The organism is Pseudundibacterium arcticum, from assembly GCF_042646465.1.
GTDB classification, from domain to species: Bacteria; Pseudomonadota; Gammaproteobacteria; order Burkholderiales; family Burkholderiaceae_D; genus Undibacterium_A; species Undibacterium_A arcticum.
This window is the reverse complement of the sequence record NZ_JBHRTP010000078.1, coordinates 65,772-84,352: the sequence shown is the minus strand read 5'-3', so window position 1 is coordinate 84,352 and position 18,581 is coordinate 65,772. Positions and strand designations below refer to the sequence as shown.

Here is an 18,581-nt window from a genome sequence, read left to right as displayed (position 1 = left end):
AAGATAAGGTTGTTTCACAGGAAATTCAAGGGAACGCCGGCAGCGCACCGGTTTGCTCAAAACCAGTCGTGCCAGACCGGCCGCACACTGTCCGGCAATGGTGGCAGCGCACCAAGGTCAACGCGCGATTCTTGCGGGCCGTGGAAATCGGAGCCGCGCGATGCCAGAAAACCGTAGTTCTGTGCCACTTTGGCGTAATAAGCGTATTGATCGACAGTATGGCTGCCGGTCATCACTTCGATTGCGGTGCCGCCCAACTGCTTGAATTCGTTGAACAAGGCATCGAAGGCCAGTTCGCTGAAGCGGTAACGGCCGGGATGGGCCATGACCGCGATGCCACCGGCGCCGCGTATCCAGCCGATCGCGTCGGCCAGCGTGGCCCAGCGATGCGGCACGAAACCGGGCTTGCCGTCGATCAGGTAACGGCGAAACACGTCAGAAATATCGGTGCAGACGCCGCTCTCCACGATGTAACGGGCAAAGTGCGTGCGCGAAATCAGATCCGGATTGCTGACGAATTTCAACGCGCCTTCATAGGCGCCCGGGATGCCAACCGCGTCCAGTTGTCGCGCCATTTCCAGCGCGCGCCGCTGACGTCCGGATCGCGTGTCGACCAAACCCTGGCGCAACACGGGATCGGTATCGTCGATCCGCAATCCGACAATGTGCACCGTTTCGGCGGCCCAGGTGACCGAGATTTCCACCCCCGACACAAATTCCAGATTCAGCGCGGCGGCCGCGGCACGCGCCTCGGCAACACCGTCGACCTCATCGTGATCAGTCAGGGCCCAGACATCGACGCCGTTAGCCTTGGCGCGAGCGGCCAGCGCGGCAGGCGCCAGCACGCCGTCGGAGATAGTGGAATGACAGTGAAGATCGATATTGCGCATGGAAAAAATCTGGACACAGAGGTAATACGGACAAGATCGATTGTACCCTCCCTGATCGGCCCATGTTGCGCCGCACATTGCATCTTGCCGCACCCACACGCTAGTTGATTTTACGGCAATGTTATCGCAGCGACATCCAAAATAGCAATTTCTTGTCGATATGATATCGCTGCTTCCATTTTTCCCGCAGAATTGAAGTTCGACACTGAAGTGCACAGACAGCCTGATTTTGCTGCGTTACACTACAGAAATGTTGTCTGTCGCCACGCCTGTCTACCCCAAACAATAATGCCAGCCCCCACTCCGCAACGCCTCGATGAATTGCGCGAAATCCGCGAGCTGAATCGGATCGCGTGGGATTCCCAGCACACCGATCCGGCCCAATCGATCGCGCTCGCGACCCGCTGCATTGCCCGGGCGCAGTTGGCCAGCGACCCCAGCGGCCTGGCTTATGCCTTGCTGAACAAGGCATACCACGAATACTATTTCTCCACGAAAGAGCAGTCGGAACAAACCCTGATCGATACCGAGGCACGCTTTCGGGCATTAGGGGATCGGCGCGGCCTGTTGCTGGCTCGATCGGGTCTGGGCGGCATCCTGATGCGCCGTCACGAGTTTGATGCGGCGCGAAGCGTGCTCGAAAGCGTGATCAACGATCCACCCGAGGCCAGCGAACCGCTGGACGCGTATTACGCGCTATATCGGCTCGGCTACCTGCATTTCAATTGCGGCGATGTGCAAGCCGGGCTGCGCTATTACTACAAGGCGCTGGCGCTGGTGCAGCGCGAACGGTCGCTGCCACTGACCTGCCAGATGTTGTCAGACATCGGTTCGGCGCAAATGGAGCTGGGCAATTTCACCGAGGCAAAGGCATTGCTGGAACAAGCCTTCGTCATCAGCCGTACCACGCCGGTGTTCTTCATTCACATGATCCTAGGCAACCTCGCCAATGTGCATTTGGAGATGGGCAACGCCGACGCCGCCTTGCGCCTGCTGGAGAGCAATGCAATCGAAAGCGGGCCGTTCTATCGCGAAGGCGACCGCGCCTTTCTGATGGCGGTCAAGGCGCAGACCTATGCCAGTTTGAGTCGTTGGGATGAAGCCGAGTCGCAGGCCCATGCGGCGCTGGATCAGGCGCGCCAGGACGACTACGCTGAAGTCAACAGCCATTGCCTGTGGCAGCTAGGGGCGATCGCCTGCGGCAAGGGCCAGTTCGACGTCGGTATCGGCTGGTTGCTGGAGGCAGAAGCAAGCTTCGGTGCGGAACAGAATATCTTCTACGTGCTACACGTCTACAAGGCGCTAGCCGATGCCTATGCCAGCAGCGCGCAGTACCAGACGGCCTTCAATTACCTGAAGCGTTACCACCAGCAATATGAAAAGTCGCTCGGCGCTAGCGCCAAAGCACAGTTCTTCACACTGCAGATCCAGCACGAGTTGACGCAAGTTCAATTCGAACGCGACTATGCACTACAGCAGCAAATCAATCTGGAAACCCTGAATAACGAGCTGCGCCACAAGGTCACGGAAATCGAAAGCCTGCAAACCGCATTGCGCGAGCAGGCCATGCGCGACCCGCTGACCGGCCTGTACAACCGCCGTATCCTGGGTGAGCAGCTGGGGACCTTGCTGAATCTGGCGCGGCGCAGCGATTTTGCGGTCAGTCTCGTGCTGCTCGACATGGACCATTTCAAGCAGATCAACGACATGCACGGACACGGTGTCGGTGACCAGGTGCTGGTCGAATTGTCCCGACTGATCCATCAGCGTATCCGCGACAGCGATCTGGCGGTCCGTTACGGCGGCGAGGAGATCTGCCTGGTGTTCCCGTCCACCACGGCCGAACATGCGTACGCCAAGACACAGTTGCTGCTGGATCTGTTTCGTCAGACTGGTGTGCAGGTCGGTGACAAATCGATTTCCAACCTGACCTTCTCGGCCGGCATCGCGCAATTCCCGCGCGATGGGACCTATTCGGAGGCACTGCTGCAAATGGCCGACAAGGCGCTGTATCGGGCCAAGGCGGCCGGCCGCAACCGCATCATCCTCGCCTCCTGAGGCGCCGGCGCGCCGGCTTACTCCAGAAAGCGCTCGATCATCTGCGCCAGCACTTGCGGTTGATCGTGATGCAGCATGTGACCGGCATCGGCCACCATCGCTTGCCTGACGTCGGCGATCACTGCGATACGGCGATCGATCTCGATCCGCGCGGAATCCTTGGCACCCATCCATTTCCAGACATCGGTATCGGCGGCCTCGACCCATAGCACCGGCGCGCTGATCGCCTGCCAGCAGGCCAGCACTTCGTCCACCCGATACAGCAAGGGACTGACGTTCTTGTGCGCCGGATCGCCCAGGATTTCCCATGCGCCATCAGCATTGGGTGCGGCCCAATGTTGCGCCAGAAAGTGAGCCCGCTCATCGGACAGGCGCGGGTTGGTCTTCTGCAGACGCTTGGCCACCTCAGCCTGGCTCGCGTAGGTACGCAGGCTCGGCGGATTGCGCAATTCGTCCAGCCATTGCGCATAACGCTCCGGCGCCTGAGCCGGTTTCGTCACAGGCAGGCCGAATCCTTCCAGATTGATCAGCTTGCGGATCCGTTGCGGCCGGATTCCCGCATAGTGCAACACCACGTTCGCACCCATGCTATGACCCAGCAGATTGATCGGCTGATGCGGCGAGTAATGCTGCAGGATCGCGTCCAGGTCCGCCACGTAATCCGGAAACCAGTAGCTGTCGGCGATAGTCGATGCGGTCAGGCCGAAGCCGCGCCAGTCCGGCGCGATCACATGCCAGTCTTGTTGCAGGCAGTCGACCATGAACTGGAACGAGGCCGACACATCCATCCAGCCGTGCAGTACGAACAGCTTGGGCGCGTCTTCGTTGCCCCAGTGCCGGATGTGGTACTTGAGCTCGCGAACCGTGATAAATTCCGAACGAGAAGGTTTCATTGTTAGCCTGGTAAATGTCCATCGCCGCGCCCACCTTGCACAAGGTAGACGCAATCGTTGGGGATCGTTGCGCCGGGCGAGTGGCCGTGGCAACGAGAAATAAAATAACGACATAAAAAGAACGACCGTTCTAATTATACTGGAGACCGCATGCAACCGACAGTCCTTGACCAATATGCCAGTCTGTATCGGGAGTTTCGCTGGCACGTGCCCGACAGCTTCAACATCGCGCAGGCCTGCTGTACGCGCTGGGCCAACGATCCATCGCGGGCGTCGGACATCGCAATCCATTACGAAAGCGAATCCGGCCAGACTGCCACCCTCAGCTATGCAGAGCTGCAAGCCGAGGCCAATCGGCTGTCGAATGTATTGCGCCGACTCGGCGTACAGTGCGGCGACCGCGTCGCGCTGATCCTGCCGCAGCGCCCGGAAGTGGCGATCGCGTTGATGGCCTGCTTTCAGATCGGTGCGATTGCGATGCCATTATCGATCCTGTTCGGCCCCGATGCGCTGGAATACCGGCTGCAAAACAGTGAGTCCGTGATCGCGATCGTCGAGCAATCCTGCCAGCCGAGCATCGATGCGATTCGCGCCCAGTGTCCTGCCTTGCAGCAGATCGTGCTGGTCGACGATGCGTTCGCCCACACCGCACCCGCCGACACCGGCGGTGGAGCCAACACCAGCAACGACAGCGACACCAGCGACAACATCGATACCCCGCCGCTGCTGCATTGGCACAGCGCCATGGCGCAAGCGTCGAGCAGCTTTGCCGCGGTCGACACCGCCGCCAGCGATCCCGCCATCCTGATCTACACCAGCGGCACCACGGGTGCACCGAAAGGTGCGTTGCTGCCGCAGGCGGCCCTGATCGGCAACCTGACAGGCTTCGTCGCATCGCAGAACTGGTTTCCGCAAGAACACGATGTGTTCTGGTCACCGGCCGACTGGGCCTGGACCGGCGGCCTGATGGACGCACTGCTGCCGGCGTTATATTTCGGCAAACCCATCGTCGGCTATCGCGGCCGTTTTTCGGCCGAGACCGCGTTCCAGCTGCTGGAGAAATACGCCGTCACCAACACCTTCCTGTTCCCCACTGCGCTCAAGATCATGATGAAGACGGTCGCCGCGCCACGCGATCAATACGACCTCAAGCTGCGCGCCATCATGAGTGCCGGCGAGGCGGTCGGCGATGCGGTCTTCAACTGGTGCCAGAGCGCGCTGGGCGTGACTGTCAACGAGATGTTCGGCCAGACCGAAATGAACTACATCGTCGGCAACAGCGCCGGGCAATGGCCGGCCAAACCCGGAAGCATGGGACGCCCCTACCCCGGCCATCGGGTCGCGGTGATCGACGATGACGGCGCGATCGTTGCGCCTGGCGTCACAGGCGAAGTGGCGCTGAACCGACTTGACATCCAGGGCGACCCCGACCCGATCTTCTTTCTCGGTTACTGGAAAAATCCACAAGCGACCAGCGCCAAATACACGGGCGACTGGTGCCGCACCGGTGACCTGGCGTCGATGGATGACGACGGCTACCTGTGGTACCAGGGGCGCGCCGACGACATGTTCAAGGCGGCCGGCTACCGCATCGGGCCTTCGGAAATCGAAAACTGCCTGGTCAAACACCCGGCCGTCGCGAACGCCGCGGTGGTCCCGAAACCGGACCGCGAGCGTGGCAATCTGGTCAAGGCCTTCGTCGTGCTGACCGCTGGCGTACAGGGTGACGCGCAATTGATCAAGGAACTGCAGGCGCATGTGCGCGGCAAACTGGCGCCATACGAATATCCGAAAGAAATCGAATTCATCGACGCGCTGCCGATGACCACCACCGGCAAACTGCAGCGACGCGTGTTGCGCCTGCTCGAGCAGGAACGCGCACAGTCCGAATCATGAGCGCGGCTTCAGGCCCAGTAACACGACCGCGCGACCGCTAAGCTGCGACCGGTCGCGCCCACCGCCGTACTGCCTCAAAGGATGATTATTGGGGGAGTATCAATCAAAACCACTATTGATGCGCATGTATTCATTGCGCATTGAAAATATACACACCCCAGTATTTATTCTTAAAATTTACCGTTATTGCGCCGAATCAGGCGCCGGCACCGATCATCGCGGCGTCGTCAGGCGGCCTTTTGCAGCAAGCGCATCGGTCCGAACAACGCCCGCATCGCCGGATTGGCAATGAACGACAGGTTATACGGATGCTCGCCACGCGCCTGCGGAAACTGCGCGGTCGCCGGCAAGCTCTGCAGTTGCTCGGCGATTTTTCCCCACAACACCAGGGTCGGCGCCGGCTTGTCATGCCGTCCGGCAGACTCGACCAATGCCGCCAGCACCGTCTGCAGGAACGGCTGCCAGGCGCGCGCCTCCTTGACCGGCGCCACGTGCGGCCGGAACGCCAGCGCCGCATTCAACAGCAGGAAGCCGTGCCGCGTCAGGTTGGCCTGCAGGTCGGCCAAGGTCTGGATGGCAGGCGAACCGATCGCGCGCGCCTTCAGTGCAACCAGTGCCAGCGCGTCGCCGCTGGTATGGTCGAGCGCCAGTTGGCCATCGGCCACCAGCAACATCTTCATGAAATTACGCAGCGACGTGGCGCGATTGACCTGTTTCGACAAACCCGCCTCGGACCACAACAGCCCGACCGCGCCATCCATGAAACAGACCCCGGTGGCGCTCTGTGCACGCGGATATGGACCTTCGCCGACCAGCACATAGTTCACCGCATCGATCGGTTGCGCGAACGCGGCAAACAAGCGGCCATCGGTCGGCAAATATTCCTCCGCAGCCAATGCCGGCAGATACGCCGGATCGGCCTGCGCGACCGCATGCAGGCCCTGCAACAGCACCGGCCGCCACGATGGGTCGGCCAAGGTCAGCGCATCGGCAATCGCTGCCGGAATCTGCGGCGGCATCGATTACTGCCCCAGGATCGACGTGATGTTCTCTCCACCATGTGCGCCGAAAATCTGGTCCTTCAGGATGCCGAGCTGATCGCGCACCTGCGCCGCCTTCTCGAACTCCAGATTCTTCGCATGGTCGTGCATCAGTTTTTCCAGCCGCTTGATTTCCTTGCTGACCTGCTTCTCGCTCATCGCCTCGTAGCGCGCGTGTTCCTGCGCCGCCTGCAGCTCTTCGCGCGCCTCATCCGGGCTGTAGACACCGTCGATCAGGTCCTTGATGCCCTTCTTGACGCCGATCGGCGTGATGTTGTTGGCCGTATTGAAGGCGACCTGCTTGGCACGGCGCCGCTCGGTCTCGTCGATCGCCCGTCGCATCGAATCGGTGATCTTGTCACCGTACAAAATCGCCATCCCGTTCAGATTACGGGCGGCGCGGCCGATGGTCTGGATCAGGCTGCGTTCCGACCGCAGGAAACCTTCCTTGTCCGCATCCAGGATCGCGACCAGCGACACTTCCGGCAGGTCGAGGCCCTCGCGCAGCAGGTTGATGCCGACCAGCACATCGAAGGTGCCGAGCCGCAGATCGCGCAGGATTTCGACCCGCTCGACGGTATCGATGTCGCTGTGCAGATACCGTACCTTGATACCGTGGTCGCTCAGGTAGTCGGTCAACTGCTCGGACATCCGCTTGGTCAGGGTGGTCACCAGCACGCGCTCGTTTTTTTCAACGCGGTCCCTGACTTCCGACATCAGATCGTCGACCTGGGTGCTGGCCGGACGTACCAGAATGCGCGGATCGACCAGCCCGGTTGGCCGCACCACCTGCTCCACCACCTGGTCCGCATGCTGCTTCTCGTAGTCGGCCGGCGTCGCCGACACAAACACGGTCTGACGCATCTTGGACTCGAATTCATCAAAGCGCAGCGGCCGGTTGTCGAGTGCCGACGGCAGCCGGAAGCCATAATCGACCAGATTGGTCTTGCGCGAACGGTCGCCGTTGTACATCGCATTCAACTGTCCGATCAGGACGTGCGATTCGTCGAGGAACATCAGCGCATCCGGCGGCAGGTAGTCGACCAGCGTCGGCGGCGGATCACCTGGCTTGGCGCCGCTCAGATGGCGCGAGTAGTTTTCGATGCCCTTGGTAAATCCGATCTCCTGCATCATTTCCAGATCGAAGCGGGTGCGCTGCTCGATGCGCTGCTCCTCGATCAGCTTGTTTTCCTTGCGGAAGAAATCCAGCCGCTCGCGCAATTCCTGCTTGATGGTGTCGATCGCGCGCAGAACCGTTTCGCGCGGCGTCACATAGTGCGAACCCGGGTACACGGTAAACCGCGGAATCTTCTGGCGCACGCGCCCAGTCAGCGGGTCAAACAGCTGCAGGCTATCGATCTCGTCATCGAACATCTCGATCCGGATCGCCAGTTCCGCATGTTCCGCCGGAAACACGTCGATGGTGTCGCCACGCACGCGAAAGGTGGCGCGGCCGAAATCGACTTCATTGCGGGTGTATTGCATCTGGATCAAACGGGCAATGACGTCGCGCTGACTGACCTTGTCCGTGACCCGCAGCGTCAGGATCATCTGATGGTATTCATTCGGATTACCGATACCGTAGATCGCCGACACCGTTGCCACAATCACCACATCGCGCCGCTCCATCAGCGACTTGGTGCAAGACAGCCGCATCTGCTCGATGTGCTCGTTGATCGACGAGTCCTTTTCGATGAACAGGTCGCGCTGCGGCACGTAGGCTTCCGGCTGGTAATAATCGTAGTAGCTGACGAAATATTCCACCGCGTTGTGCGGAAAAAAATCGCGGAATTCGCTGTACAACTGCGCCGCCAACGTCTTGTTCGGCGCGAACACGATCGCCGGCCGCCCCATGCGAGCGATCACATTGGCCATCGTATAAGTCTTGCCGGAACCGGTAACACCGAGCAGCGTCTGAAACGACAGGCCATCCTCGATGCCCTCGACCAGTTTGCCGATTGCCTCAGGCTGATCACCGGCCGGTAGAAACGGCTGGAACAGTTTGTAGGGGGAATCGGGGAAAGTGACGATTTTGGATTCGTCGAATTTGCTGGATATCTCTGATAAATCAGCCATTTGGATCAGACCTTTGCTAAAATAACAGGCTACAAATCAGCGCCGGACACGGTCCGGGCGTTGCTTCCAACCCAGCTGCAACGTTCTTTTTGCAGCCAACTTTTGATGTTATCACGATGAACGCAACTCTTCCTGCCAGCTTGTTTACCGCCATCGAAATGGCGCCCCGCGACCCTATCCTGGGTATCACCGACGCCTTCAATGCGGACCAAAATCCGAACAAAATCAACCTCGGCGTGGGCGTCTACTATGACGACAACGGCAAAGTGCCGCTGCTGGAATGCGTGCGCAAGGCAGAAGCACAACTGATGGAAAAGGCGGCACCGCGTACCTATCTGCCGATTGACGGCCTGGCCGCCTACGACAAGGCAGTGCAAGCATTGGTATTCGGAGCCGACAGCGCGATCGTTCAAGAAAAACGTGCGGTCACGGCGCAGGCCATCGGCGGCACCGGCGCGCTCAAGCTCGGCGCAGATTTCCTGAAGCGTTTCTCACCGGACTCGCAAATCTGGATCAGCGACCCAAGCTGGGAAAATCACCGTGCGTTGTTCGAATCGGCCGGCTTTGTGGTCAACAGCTACCCTTATTTCGACGCGGCTACCCACGGCGTCAACTTTGCCGGCATGTTGCAGGCGCTCAATGCCATGCCGACGGGCGCGATCGTGGTGCTGCACGCCTGCTGCCACAACCCGACCGGTGCCGACCTGAACGACGCACAGTGGAAGCAAGTGATTGAAGTCGTGACACAGCGCGGCCTGATCCCCTTCCTCGACATGGCCTATCAAGGCTTTGCTGACGGCATCGAAGAAGACGGCCGCGTGGTACGCCACTTTGCCGATGCCGGCGGCCCGCTGTTCGTGTCGAATTCATTTTCGAAATCGTTCTCGCTGTATGGCGAGCGCGTTGGCGCACTGAGCATCGTCGCCGCCTCCACGGAAGAAGCCGCCCGCGTATTGTCGCAACTGAAACGCGTGATCCGCACCAATTATTCCAACCCGCCGGACCATGGCGGCCAAATCGTGGCAACCGTACTCGCCACACCGGAACTGCGCAAGCTGTGGGAAGACGAACTGGCTGCGATGCGCGTACGCATTCGTGAAATGCGTCAACTGATGGTGGAAAAACTGAAGGCAAACGCCCCCGCCCAAGATTTTTCATTCGTCAAACAGCAAGTCGGCATGTTCTCCTATTCCGGACTCACCAAAGCCCAGGTCGAGCGTCTGCGCGACGAATTCTCAATCTATGCGGTCGACACCGGTCGCATCTGCGTCGCCGCCCTCAACTCGCGCAACATCGACAAGGTCGTTGCCGCAGTGGCGCAAGTGATTTAAGTTTGCATACACCCGGATCACGCACGCCCTGATCCGGTGTTGAATTAAATCATCAAACCTTTGACAGGTACGGCAACACGGCTTATAATTTCGCTTCTTTTCCCTGATAGCTCAGTTGGTAGAGCGACGGACTGTTAATCCGCAGGTCCCTGGTTCGAGTCCAGGTCGGGGAGCCAAATTCGAAAGGCCTGCAGAAATGCAGGCCTTTTTTGTTTGTGCGAACTGTGCGAACGCTTGCGCGCCGCCAACAAGCCGTCCACACCGTCATTGAACTGCGGTTGCGGTTTAACGAGCGATGCATATTCCGATCGGAAAACCTTACAACTCTCAGAGTTACACCGGATGTTACTGTTGCGCGCCACCGGTAATGGGTTGTGTTGCGGGCGCATTGTTATCCATCGCGCCGCTACTCGGGGTCGCGTCTGGCATCTTGGCGTTATCGCCAGGCATGCTACTCGGATTTTCGATGGCTCTCCACCCCACCCAGTTGCGACGGACGCTTTGATTTAAGATCAGGGAAATACGGATTGACGCGCTAGATGTTGCGTTGGTCTCAACTAATGAGTAATCGATAGGTAATGCTTACCACTGAGGGGTGTTTCTTACCTGTACGCAGAAAATGGCGCTGCGCGACAGGCTAGCTTATGTAAGCGCTTTGCCGTACTTCGTGCGAGCCGATCGCGTACCGCTGACTTGGCCAAGCGAGGCGGTGCCTGCCTGATCGCCTCGCTTGGCCAAGCGAGGTGGTGCCTGCCTGATCGCCTCGCCCAAATACCACCACGCCAAACCTATCTGGATGCAACGAACCTGCTAGGCAAGTGGGTACCGGTAGATGCAGTTTGCAGCCGATCCGCGTAAGTCACGACAACCGTGTATCCATCGTCACGGAATGTGAGCGTGGTGCCCGCCCTGGAGACAAAGGTGCCGGGTGACTGGCCAAAAATCTCTACCTCCGGTTGGCCTTTCAACTGGGTGAAATAGCGATTTACTTGTTGCCTTAACTTGAGGGTTTGCCCCGTTTCAAGGCCATACGCATAGGCGAAATCATCAAATTCATGCGGCGCCAGTTTGTAGGTAGATGGTCCCGTGACTTGTATGCGCTGCGCAGCCGCAGAGTCGTCGCTTCCAACGGCCGGCGCTGCATAGGCGCTTGAAAGGCTGGCCAGTGCTGCCGCGGCCAGGGCACTTGTAATTAATTTGTTCATGATGCCCTCCAGAAGGAAGCGTGCTACCTCGAAGTCCACGCTGCGGTCGACGCCAGATCTGCTGGCGAGGACAATTTCAAAGTAGCAGTTGGCCCCGCTTCTTTCAAGCCGATTACCGGAGCGGGATTAGGCACATTTGAGGTTGATGCATGTTGGCGCGAATAGGCGTACTGACATCATGATCAATCGAATACGCTGGAGTGCGCGGAGCGGGTATTTCCTATCGCATTAATGCCCACCTCCTGCGACCGGCACTCATGCGACTCACGCATACCGTCAGAAATTGCAGCTTTGCTGAGCCGCAGCGTGCCCTCTGGGCCCAACTGAAGTCTGAAATTCGAGGCACGCATCGCGCAACGCTCGCCACTGCTCCAGTGTCAGAGCCTGGACTGCGCCACTAGCCGACAAGGTGATGCGTGCTTCGGCGAAATGAGTCGGCTAGGCAAGGGTACCGCTGACGTTCTTTTTAAACGTACGAAATGGTCGATTACATTGATTTTTTTCTGCACTGATTTTCATGCCTCGGAAATTTTTCTATCCGCCATGAAAAGCCTATCGCCAAACGAATCCGCCACGCACACTACGCGCGGTGCAAATTGGAGATCAAAGAGCCCTCCCGCCGCTATCGGCAGGAACGATTGGCACGCCCTCCGTGCAACTTCATTTACCGATCTCGTGCCCAACCACGCCGCCGATTGCGGCGCCGCCAAGTGTTCCGGCGGTGCTACCGCCGGTGAGCACATTCCCGCCAATCGCGCCTACACCAGCACCGACGGCGGTATTCTGGCCCTGTCGCGACATGCCGCTGCATCCGGTCATGCCAATCAACATTATTGACGCAAGAAAAATTACTGGCAATTTATAGTAGGTTTTCATTTGAAATCCCTCCTTATGATTGAAAAGAGCATCGCGTTTGGCCCGCGCTCGACTACTCTAAAACAAGCGCGAATACAACGCACAGCCAGCACAACCGTCTGCTGCACCGATAGTATCTCCCCTGTCCCTGACAGCAGTCACGGCGACAGCTGTAAAATGTTGGATTGCGCCTTTCATCTAAAGTTGCGCGCCACACTTTGAGGAAATTCATGGCCATTTACCAGTTGGGCGACGCTGCACCGGCGATCGACCCGTCCGCCTATATCACGGACTCCGCCAGCATCATCGGCAAGGTCAGCATCGGGACGGGAGCATCTGTGTGGTTCGGCGTAACGATACGCGGCGACAACGAGGCGATCGTCATCGGTGCCAACAGCAATGTGCAGGAAAACTGCATTTTGCATACCGATATGGGTTACCCGCTCACGATCGGCGACAATGTGTCAGTCGGCCATCAGGCCATGCTGCATGGCTGCACTATCGGCGATGGTGCGCTGATCGGTATCCAGGCGGTGATTCTGAATGGCGCGGTGATTGGTAAAAATTGCCTGGTCGGTGCCGGTGCGCTGGTCACTGAAGGCAAGAATTTCCCGGACAATTCATTGATCATCGGCACCCCTGCAAAGGTGGTGCGGACCCTAAGCGAAGAAGAAATTGCCAATTTGCAGGGCAATGCTGCGAACTACGTGGAGCGCGGTCAATTTTTTAGAACGAATTTGAAGCGAATCGGATAATGACGGATACGTTGCAGAAGTTCATGTTTGAAAACGCCGCAGTGCGCGGCGAATTGGTGGAGCTGTCCGATGCCTGGCAACAAGTGCAGGAGCGACACGATTATCCGAAAGCAGTCCGCACCCTGTTGGGTGAAATGCTGGCCGCTGCCGCCTTGCTATCGGCTAATCTGAAGTTCAATGGCGTGATCGTGATGCAAATCCACGGCGACGGCCCGATACGGTTGCTGGTGGTCGAATGTGATTCCGAATTGCAACTGCGCGCTACCGCAAAACTGGCACCCGATGCCGTCATCGCGGACGATGCAACGCTGACGCAACTAGTGCATGCGCATGGCAGTGGCCGCTTTGTTATTACGCTCGATCCGAAGGACAAATTGCCAGGACAGCAGGTCTATCAAGGCATCGTCCCGCTGGATGGCGATGACGTCGCCACTGTGATCGAAAACTACATGTTGCGCTCGGAGCAGCTCGACACGAGGCTATGGCTAGCCGCCGATGGCAATGTAACGCGCGGTTTGTTGCTGCAGAAACTACCTAGACATGGCGGCACAGCTGGTTCGCACACGCACGAGGACCAGGAGCATGACGAACTGGAAACTTGGAATCGCGCGCTGATGCTGGCGTCGACCTTGAAGCGTGAGGAATTGCTGACGACTGACATCGGCACCTTGATGCATCGCCTGTTCTGGGAAGAAACTATCCGGGTTTTCGAACCGAAGCATCCGGGTTTTCACTGCAGTTGCACCCGCGAAAAAGTGGGCAATATGCTCAAAATCCTTGGGCAGGAAGAGATCGATGCGGCCCTGGCTGATTTGGGCAAGCTAGGTATCAATTGCGATTTCTGCGGATTGCATTACGAATTTGACAGAGTCGATTGTGCGCAGCTATTTGCCACCGATCTGCCGGTCGAAAGCATCAAACCGGCTGGTGAACTCAAGCACTGAGCTCAAGCACTGAGGCGCAATTCTGTTTGGGGATTGTGCCAAATTCGGCCCGTTGCGGTAGCTGACCGCCGCAACGTCATCCTGACGTTCGGGCTCATCGCAACGCCCGCGGCGGCTAACGGCCTGCCGTGTTGTCGATCGTGCCGGTCCGTACGGTCGCAGATGATAACGCTGACTCCGGCGCGACTTTATTGTGCGGATCGACTACCTGGATGAAGATTTCACCGTCCTTGATCATGCCCAGCTCATAACGGGCGCGCTCTTCGATTGCGCCGGTGCCGTCTTTCAGGTCCTGCACTTCGGATTCGAGCTTCGCATTACGCGCCTTCAACTCGTCATTCTTTTTTTGTGCTGCAACGACGTGCTGATCCAGATCCCACGCGCGCAGCCAGCCACCCTTGCCCAGCCATAGCGGATACTGGATCAGGATCAACAGGGCTGTCAGCGCAAGAGTAATCAGACGCATTGCAGGATTCCGGAGCGCACCCGGCATCGGACCAAGTGGTGCGATGCCGGACGCGGGTACTTATTTGAGATTGTAGAACGCGTCGCGTCCCGGATAGCTGGCGATGTCACCGAGGTCTTCTTCGATGCGCAGCAACTGATTGTATTTCGCCATGCGGTCGGAGCGCGACATCGATCCGGTCTTGATCTGCAGTGCATTGGTGCCTACTGCGATATCGGCGATCGTTGAATCCTCGGTCTCGCCGGAGCGGTGCGAAATTACTGCGGTATACCCGGCGCGCTTGGCCATCTCGATCGCGGCGAAGGTTTCGGTCAAGGTGCCGATCTGGTTGATCTTGATCAGGATCGAGTTGGCGACACCCTTCTGGATGCCTTCTTTCAGGATCTTGGTGTTGGTCACGAACAGGTCGTCGCCAACCAGTTGTACCTTTTTACCCAGCGCCTCGGTCAGGATTGCCCAGCCGTCCCAATCGTTTTCGGCCATCGCGTCTTCGATCGAAATGATCGGGTACTTGTCGCACCAGGTTTCGAGCAGGTTGGTGAAATCGGTCGACGACAGGACCAGGCCTTCGCCTTCCAGATGATATTTGCCATCCTTGTAGAACTCGCTGGCGGCGCAATCGAGACCCAGTGCGATCTGTGTGCCAGGCTCGTAGCCGGCTTGCTCAATGGCCTGAATGATCAGCTTGATCGCTTCTTCATGATTCGCCACCGATGGCGCGAAGCCGCCCTCGTCACCGACCGCCGTGGTCAGTCCTTTGTCCTGCAGGATTTTTTTCAGGGTATGGAAAACTTCGGCGCCATAGCGAATCGCTTCGCGGAAGCTCGGTGCGCCGACCGGGATAATCATGAATTCCTGAATATCGAGGTTGTTGTCGGCATGCGCGCCGCCATTGATGACGTTCATCATGGGTACCGGCATCTGCATCGCACCGGAACCGCCAAAATAGCGATACAGCGGCAAGCCGGCCTCTTCGGCTGCCGCCTTGGCAACCGCCATCGATACCGCCAGCATGGCGTTGGCGCCCAGGCGCGACTTGTTTTCGGTGCCGTCGAGGTCGATCAGCGTGCGGTCCAGAAACGCTTGTTCGTTGGCATCCAGGCCCATGATCGCTTCGGCGATCTCGGTGTTGATATGCTCGCAGGCGTTCAATACGCCCTTGCCAAAATAACGGCTCTTGTCGCCGTCGCGCAGCTCGATCGCTTCGCGCGAGCCGGTCGATGCGCCCGACGGCACTGCGGCACGGCCCATGACGCCCGATTCCAGCAGCACGTCGCACTCGACGGTAGGGTTGCCGCGCGAGTCGATCACTTCACGGCCGATGATGTCAACGATAGCACTCATGTATTCTCCCAAAAAATTTAGCGAAATGGTTGCCGAGACTAACATGGGAGGACCGATATGTCACACATACTCCCTTCGAACATGTCTATTTTCGCAACAAAACAAACGAAAATATACACATACTCCGCCCCATGTGGTATCAATAGATCAACCGCATGGACCGGTGTCGGTCAGTCTAGGAAAAATCAGATTCCAGAAATCCGGCTTTCTTGGTGACGCGGTCGAGCTCGATCAGCGTCGACAGCAGCTCCTTCATGCGCGCCAGCGGCACCGCATTCGGGCCATCGGACATGGCCTGCGCCGGGTTCGGGTGCGTTTCCATGAATATCCCAGCCACGCCCACGGCAATTGCGGCACGCGCGAGGACTGGCACGAACTCGCGCTGACCACCTGACGAACTACCCTGCCCGCCCGGCAACTGCACCGAATGGGTCGCGTCAAACACGATCGGGCAGCCAGTCTCGCGCATGATCGCCAGCGAACGCATGTCGGACACCAGATTGTTGTAGCCGAAAGACACCCCGCGTTCGCACGCCATGAACACATCGTCCGGCAGTCCCGCCTGCAATGCAGCGGCGCGTGCCTTGTCGATGACATTTTTCATATCATGCGGTGCCAGGAACTGGCCCTTCTTGATATTCACCGGCTTGCCCGATTGCGCGCAGGCGTGGATGAAATCGGTCTGGCGGCACAGGAAAGCCGGCGTCTGCAACACGTCGACCACCGCCGCTACCGGTGTGATTTCGTCGATCTCGTGAATATCGGTCAATACCGGCACGCCGATCTGCTGCTTCACATCGGCCAGGATTTCCAGCCCTTTTTCCATGCCAAGGCCGCGGAAAGAAGTGCCGGACGAGCGATTGGCTTTATCGAACGACGATTTATAAATGAAGGGTATGCCGAGCGCGCTGGTGATTTCCTTCAAGCTGCCGGCGGTGTCGTGCGCCATCTGACGGGATTCGATCACGCAGGGGCCGGCGATCAGAAAAAATGGCTGGTCGAGACCGACCTCGAAACCGCATAGCTTCATGCCGCACTCCGTTCCAAGGACGCTTCAGACAGCGCCGGGGCAACGGCCTGCCGGTGCGCCAGCGCCGCCTTGATGAAGGAAATGAACAAGGGATGGCCTTCGCGCGGCGTGGATTTGAATTCCGGATGAAATTGCACGCCGACGTACCAAGGATGCGCATGGTCACCGGTGCGCGGCAGTTCCATGATTTCGCACAGGTCTTCTGTCGGCGTGCGCGCCGACACGACCAGGCCGGCCGCTTCGACCCGGCCCAGGTAATGATTATTCGCTTCGTAGCGATGGCGGTGACGTTCGGTGACGACATTGCCGTAAATTTCGGCGGCCAGCGAACCCGGCTTGACCGCACAGGTTTGTGCGCCCAGACGCATGGTGCCGCCGAGGTCGGAATTCTCGTCGCGCAATTCGACCTTGCCATCGTGGTTTTGCCATTCGTTGATCAAGGCGACCACCGGCTGTTCGGTCGCGGCATCGAATTCGGTCGAATTCGACTTCGAGAGGCCCGCCACATTGCGTGCATATTCGATCAGTGCCACTTGCATGCCGAGACAGATGCCAAGATACGGTATCTTGTTTTCACGTGCGTATTGCGCTGCGGCGATCTTGCCTTCGACGCCGCGTTTGCCAAAGCCGCCCGGCACCAGGATCGCATCGTATTTGGCCAGATGTGCGGTACCTTTGACTTCGATTTCTTCGGAATCGAGGTATTCGATATTGACCCGGCTTTCGGTATGAATACCGGCGTGACGCAAGGCTTCGGTCAACGACTTGTAGGATTCGGTCAGATCGACATATTTTCCGACCATGCCGATCGTGATGTCATGCTTCGGATGTTCCAGCCCATACACCAGTTTGTCCCACATCGACAGGTCGGCAGGCTTCGGCGACAGGCCGAGTTTTTCACAAACGATCGCATCGAGGCCCTGGTCATGCAGCATCTGCGGAATCTTGTAGATCGTATCGGCATCCCACACGGAAATGACGGCGTTCTCCGGCACATTGGAGAACAGCGAGATCTTGGCCCGTTCGTCATTCGGAATGGGGCGATCGGCGCGGCATAGCAATGCGTCGGGAAAAATACCAATCTCACGCAGCTTTTGCACGCTGTGCTGAGTCGGCTTGGTTTTGAGCTCGCCGGCCGTAGCAATAAACGGCACCAGCGTCAAATGCACGAACGCGGCAGCGTTGCGCCCAGCGCGCAGACTCAATTGACGAACCGCTTCGAGGAAAGGCAAGGATTCGATATCACCGACCGTGCCGCCAATTTCCACCAGCGCGACATCATAGCCTTCCGCGCCGCGATGGATGTAGTCCTGGATTTCGTTGGTGATGTGCGGGATTACCTGGACAGTCTTGCCAAGATATTCACCACGACGCTCCTTGCGGATCACCGATTCGTAGATCTGACCAGTGGTGAAATTATTAACTTTCTTCATCCGCGTGGTGATGAAGCGTTCGTAATGGCCGAGGTCGAGATCAGTTTCGGCGCCGTCATCGGTGACGAACACTTCGCCATGCTGGAATGGACTCATTGTCCCCGGATCCACATTGATATACGGATCGAGTTTCAACATAGTGACTTTAAGGCCGCGCGATTCGAGGATCGCAGCGAGAGAGGCGGCGGCTATCCCTTTACCAAGGGAAGACACGACGCCACCGGTGACGAAAACAAACTTGGTCATTGCAGAAGGTGCCGAACGGCACGAGCGGGAAATTGAAATTATACCGCAAACAGCACTGCCCTCCGCACAAATCTACATTCCCACGAGCCACTGCAAATCGTCATGCGATCATGCCGGGC

Annotated in this window: 15 protein-coding genes and 1 tRNA gene; 6 read left to right on the top strand and 10 right to left on the bottom strand. The window is 58.3% G+C overall.

Going from position 1 to position 18,581, the window contains the following annotated elements:
* Window positions 1-56: 56 nt before the first annotated feature.
* Window positions 57-890 (bottom strand): 3',5'-nucleoside bisphosphate phosphatase, encoded by an 834-nt coding sequence (locus tag ACFOFO_RS21190; protein ID WP_390325250.1) that lies wholly within the window; start codon window positions 888-890, stop codon window positions 57-59.
* A gap of 288 nt (window positions 891-1,178) precedes the next feature.
* Between ACFOFO_RS21190 and ACFOFO_RS21185 the strand changes: the two genes are divergently transcribed.
* A complete protein-coding gene (locus tag ACFOFO_RS21185; RefSeq protein ID WP_390325252.1) occupies window positions 1,179-2,948 on the top strand; it encodes a tetratricopeptide repeat-containing diguanylate cyclase in 1,770 nt (589 codons plus the stop codon).
* Window positions 2,949-2,965: 17 nt separating this feature from the next.
* Here the strand turns inward: ACFOFO_RS21185 and ACFOFO_RS21180 are convergent, their stop codons facing one another.
* On the bottom strand, window positions 2,966-3,841 hold the full coding sequence (locus tag ACFOFO_RS21180) for an alpha/beta fold hydrolase (RefSeq protein ID WP_390325253.1): 876 nt from the start codon (window positions 3,839-3,841) through the stop codon (window positions 2,966-2,968).
* 150 nt (window positions 3,842-3,991) lie between these two features.
* Between ACFOFO_RS21180 and ACFOFO_RS21175 the strand changes: the two genes are divergently transcribed.
* Window positions 3,992-5,737 carry an acyl-CoA synthetase gene (locus tag ACFOFO_RS21175; protein WP_390325255.1) on the top strand — a complete coding sequence of 582 codons (1,746 nt, stop codon included), beginning with the start codon at window positions 3,992-3,994 and terminating at the stop codon, window positions 5,735-5,737.
* 227 nt (window positions 5,738-5,964) lie between these two features.
* Here the strand turns inward: ACFOFO_RS21175 and ACFOFO_RS21170 are convergent, their stop codons facing one another.
* A complete protein-coding gene (locus ACFOFO_RS21170; RefSeq protein WP_390325256.1) occupies window positions 5,965-6,756 on the bottom strand; it encodes a uracil-DNA glycosylase family protein in 792 nt (263 codons plus the stop codon).
* Window positions 6,757-6,759: 3 nt separating this feature from the next.
* The gene (uvrB, locus tag ACFOFO_RS21165; RefSeq protein WP_390332753.1) at window positions 6,760-8,853 is read right to left on the bottom strand and encodes an excinuclease ABC subunit UvrB; all 2,094 of its coding nucleotides are present in this window, start codon (window positions 8,851-8,853) and stop codon (window positions 6,760-6,762) included.
* 116 nt (window positions 8,854-8,969) lie between these two features.
* Here uvrB and ACFOFO_RS21160 point away from each other — a divergent pair, with 116 nt between their 5' ends.
* Both ACFOFO_RS21160 and ACFOFO_RS21155 read left to right on the top strand, forming a co-directional pair.
* Complete coding sequence (locus ACFOFO_RS21160; protein ID WP_390325258.1) at window positions 8,970-10,184, top strand: amino acid aminotransferase; 1,215 nt, start codon at window positions 8,970-8,972, stop codon at window positions 10,182-10,184.
* 100 nt (window positions 10,185-10,284) lie between these two features.
* Window positions 10,285-10,360 (top strand) — tRNA-Asn (locus tag ACFOFO_RS21155).
* 612 nt (window positions 10,361-10,972) lie between these two features.
* Here the strand turns inward: ACFOFO_RS21155 and ACFOFO_RS21150 are convergent.
* Together ACFOFO_RS21150 and ACFOFO_RS21145 are read right to left on the bottom strand one after the other, a co-directional pair.
* The gene (locus ACFOFO_RS21150; protein ID WP_390325260.1) at window positions 10,973-11,389 is read right to left on the bottom strand and encodes a hypothetical protein; all 417 of its coding nucleotides are present in this window, start codon (window positions 11,387-11,389) and stop codon (window positions 10,973-10,975) included.
* A 660-nt stretch (window positions 11,390-12,049) separates the two neighbouring features.
* The gene (locus tag ACFOFO_RS21145; protein ID WP_390325262.1) at window positions 12,050-12,265 is read right to left on the bottom strand and encodes a glycine zipper 2TM domain-containing protein; all 216 of its coding nucleotides are present in this window, start codon (window positions 12,263-12,265) and stop codon (window positions 12,050-12,052) included.
* 209 nt (window positions 12,266-12,474) lie between these two features.
* On the opposite strand from ACFOFO_RS21145, the gene ACFOFO_RS21140 reads away from it, so the two are divergent.
* Both ACFOFO_RS21140 and hslO read left to right on the top strand, forming a co-directional pair.
* Window positions 12,475-12,999: a gamma carbonic anhydrase family protein gene (locus ACFOFO_RS21140; protein WP_390332750.1), complete on the top strand. Its 525-nt coding sequence runs from the start codon at window positions 12,475-12,477 to the stop codon at window positions 12,997-12,999.
* The gene (gene hslO, locus ACFOFO_RS21135; protein WP_390332749.1) at window positions 12,999-13,943 is read left to right on the top strand and encodes an Hsp33 family molecular chaperone HslO; all 945 of its coding nucleotides are present in this window, start codon (window positions 12,999-13,001) and stop codon (window positions 13,941-13,943) included. The genes ACFOFO_RS21140 and hslO overlap by 1 nt, the downstream gene beginning before the upstream one ends.
* 115 nt (window positions 13,944-14,058) lie before the next feature.
* Here hslO and ftsB read toward each other — a convergent pair whose 3' ends face one another.
* The 4 genes from ftsB to ACFOFO_RS21115 all read right to left on the bottom strand — a co-directional run bounded on the left by ftsB (window position 14,059) and on the right by ACFOFO_RS21115 (window position 18,462).
* Window positions 14,059-14,409, bottom strand: coding sequence for a cell division protein FtsB (ftsB, locus tag ACFOFO_RS21130; protein WP_390325264.1), 351 nt, complete (start codon window positions 14,407-14,409; stop codon window positions 14,059-14,061).
* A gap of 60 nt (window positions 14,410-14,469) precedes the next feature.
* Entirely contained in the window at window positions 14,470-15,753 is a 1,284-nt protein-coding gene (gene eno / locus ACFOFO_RS21125) for a phosphopyruvate hydratase (protein WP_390325266.1), read from the bottom strand.
* A 175-nt stretch (window positions 15,754-15,928) separates the two neighbouring features.
* A complete protein-coding gene (gene kdsA / locus ACFOFO_RS21120) occupies window positions 15,929-16,783 on the bottom strand; it encodes a 3-deoxy-8-phosphooctulonate synthase (protein WP_390332746.1) in 855 nt (284 codons plus the stop codon).
* Entirely contained in the window at window positions 16,780-18,462 is a 1,683-nt protein-coding gene (locus ACFOFO_RS21115; protein WP_390332745.1) for a CTP synthase, read from the bottom strand. The genes kdsA and ACFOFO_RS21115 overlap by 4 nt, the downstream gene beginning before the upstream one ends.
* Window positions 18,463-18,581: the final 119 nt, after the last annotated feature.